Annotated in this window: 4 protein-coding genes; 2 read left to right on the top strand and 2 right to left on the bottom strand. The window is 63.3% G+C overall.

Annotated elements, in window-relative coordinates:
- Positions 1–357: site-specific integrase (locus tag AC062T_RS06605; protein ID WP_476028506.1), on the bottom strand; the 357-nt coding region annotated here is incomplete at its 3' end.
- Positions 358–416: 59 nt separating this feature from the next.
- Positions 417–1,340, bottom strand: a complete 924-nt coding sequence (locus tag AC062T_RS06610) for a phosphodiesterase (RefSeq protein WP_476028508.1) — start codon at positions 1,338–1,340, stop codon at positions 417–419.
- Between the two features lie 133 nt (positions 1,341–1,473).
- On the opposite strand from AC062T_RS06610, the gene AC062T_RS06615 reads away from it, so the two are divergent.
- Together AC062T_RS06615 and AC062T_RS06620 are read left to right on the top strand one after the other, a co-directional pair.
- Positions 1,474–2,433 carry an ABC transporter ATP-binding protein gene (locus AC062T_RS06615; protein WP_476028510.1) on the top strand — a complete coding sequence of 320 codons (960 nt, stop codon included), beginning with the start codon at positions 1,474–1,476 and terminating at the stop codon, positions 2,431–2,433.
- A gap of 26 nt (positions 2,434–2,459) precedes the next feature.
- A partial coding sequence (locus AC062T_RS06620) for a hypothetical protein (protein WP_476028512.1) occupies positions 2,460–2,765 on the top strand: 306 nt, incomplete at its 3' end.

A 2,765-nucleotide genomic window follows, 5' to 3' on the forward strand; every position in this document is an offset into this window, starting at 1 on the left:
GTCGATCTGGGAGCCGGTGAGCACTCGCGGCAAATGTCGCTCACCCCGCGGCGCTCGGAGACGAGCCGCAGCATCGGTAATGTGCCCATCGTTTCGAGATAGCCACGCACTCAGTCCCCGAGCGGATGCTGCTCGGCGAGCGAGAGTGGATTTAGAGAGGCCGCGCTGCGACTGGTGCCACAGCCAGTCTCGCAACAGCTCCAGTGAAATCCCGTTCGCGGCTGACACGTCCGCGGCGGAAAGAAAGTCGGTGAGGTTCGCGAGGTCCGCCCGATACGCTCGCACGGTGTTGACGCTGTACCCCCGCTCTCGTGAAAGATGCGCCAAATAGCCTTCAACGGCGTCGGCAATAGGCATTGACGAGGCAGCGGACACGGAGTTAACCGAGCCGGATGGCGACTGCGTGAGCGGCTCCACTAGTCTGCGCGCGAACCCACGTTGAAGGCAGAATCCTTGCGCGAGAACATATCGATGCGCTGCTCCGGGGTCATTGCCTGGATGGTTGCGCGGTGCTCGATGCCCACGCCAGAGACCTCCGCTGTCTCCCCTATGGGAACAACGGAATGAACGATGCGGTCCGGATACGCGTGCACAATCGTCATCGACTGACCGGAATCGACGCCCGAGAGCAGCCTTCCCGCCGCAGATAGATCGAGGGTGTAACACGTGGCCGCGGCGACGGAGACGGGGATGCCGGCGCACGTGCTGTGCGTCGAATAGTGAAGGTGGCCCGCCAGAATGGCTCGCACATCGGTGCCAGCGATCACCTGCGCGAACCTCTCCTGCCTCTGCAGCTCAAGCATCTGCATCACCCACAGCAGCGGACTCGGAATCGGCGGATGGTGCATGGCAATGAGCGTGCCGTGAACGGCGGGCGTCGCCAGCACATCGGCGAGCCAGGCGAGTTGCTCATCGCTGAGGTCTCCGTGGTGATACCCCGGCACCGTCGAGTCGAGAGAGATGATGCGCAGACCGTCGAGATCGTAGACGCGGTCGTGCGGAGAAGCGCTCTCCTCGCCGAACAACTCGCTCGAGAACTGAAGGCGCTCGTCGTGGTTGCCCATGACCCACACGACCTGGGCGCCCATCCGCTCGGCGACGGGCTCCACCATCGCCCGCAACCGCGCGTAGGCATCCGGCTCGCCCAGATCGGCGAGATCGCCCGTGAAGACGAGGGCTTGGGGGTGAATCTCCGATCGCTCCAACTGCGCAAGCGCGCGCTCGAGATTGCGCACGGTGTCGACTGCGCCGTGGAGTTTGCGATCGCCGGCAAGAAAATGGGTGTCACTGATGTGGGCGATCACATGCGTTGGATCTGGATGCTGGCCGAGTTGCGTCACGATCACAGGCTAGACCCGGGTTGCGACATCACGCCCGATGCCGTGCAGCGGAACAAAAATCACCCCTCGACGGCGCACGGTGGTGGGGGCATGATGAGGCCACCGCGCGATCGGTGCAGAGAAGGGACCCCCGATGGTCGGATCTGCCCCCGAGTCCGCGATCGCGCTCTCCGCGTCTGGGCTGACCAAACGATTCGGCGAACGCGAGGCTGTTTCGGCTCTCACTCTGAGCATCGGTACGGGACGCGCCTTTGGTCTCTTGGGCCCCAACGGAGCGGGCAAGACCACTACCGTGAGGCTCCTGACCGGCCTGCTCGCCGCGACGCGCGGTGAGGTGACCCTGTTGGGCGAGCGACTCACCCCGGCGACAGCAGACCGTCTCCGTTCCCGCATCGGCGTGCAGACCGACACTGAGCTTTATCTCTCCCTCAGCGTTCGGGACAACCTCCGATACTGGGGCGAGCTTTACGGGCTTTCTGCCGTCAGAATCGCTCGACGAACCGGAGAGGTGCTCGATGGGCTGGGCCTGGCGGGCAGAATCGACTCCCCCGTCGGCGAACTCAGCAAGGGCATGCGACAGAAGCTCTCCGTGGGGCGCGCGATTCTGCACGAACCAGAGCTGCTCTTTCTCGACGAGCCAACGGCCGGGCTCGACCCTGAAGCATCCGAAGACCTGATCGCTCTTCTCAAGGGGATGATCCGGCACGCGCACACCACAGTGGTCATGTGCACCCATCAGTTGCACGGTCTTGAGTCGCTGTGCGACGACATCGGGGTTCTCGTCGGGGGACGGCTCGCTGCCTGCGGCGAGGTTTCGCAATTGCTGCGGGAGCGATGGCCGCGGACTCGCTATGAGATCGAGATTCAAGGAAATCCGGATGCGGCCCGCCAGATGATCGATGCGGTTGTCGACGGCCTCGTGGAGACCGACCCTGCGGGGCGGATTCACTTCTCGATCGCCGAGGGCCACAGCGTTGCCACGGTGGTTTCTGAGCTCGCGGGTCGGGGCGTGCCGATTACCGCTGTGGTCCCCGAACAGCCGACCATCCAGGACCTCTATTTCGCGACGATCGCCCAGGGGGCCCTGACATGATCGATCGCCGCAGGGTAGGGGCACTCGTGAGAAAAGACTGGAACGAACTCACGCGCAGCAAGCACATCATGGCTCCGCTCGTGATCATTCCGCTTCTGTTCGCCATATTCATCCCCGCTTTCGTGATTCTTCTCGGCAACAACCCCGCAGTCGCCTCATCGATCACCGGTTTCGGCACGTTCCTTGAAACTCTTCCCCCCGGAGTGGTGCCTGCGGGGTATTCCCTTGAGCAGACCGTGGTCTATGCCGTGATCGTCTATTTCATGGCACCGTTCTTTTTGATCATCCCGGTAATGGTCGCAAGCATCACCGCCAGTTCGAGCATTGTCGGC

The sequence above is a fragment of the Homoserinimonas sp. genome, assembly GCF_056262345.1.

Bases quoted from the DNA above. Each gene is read 5' to 3' on its own strand.
- AC062T_RS06615 (WP_476028510.1), top strand. From the start codon at position 1,474: ATGGTCGGATCTGCCCCCGAGTCCGCGATCGCGCTCTCCGCGTCTGGG.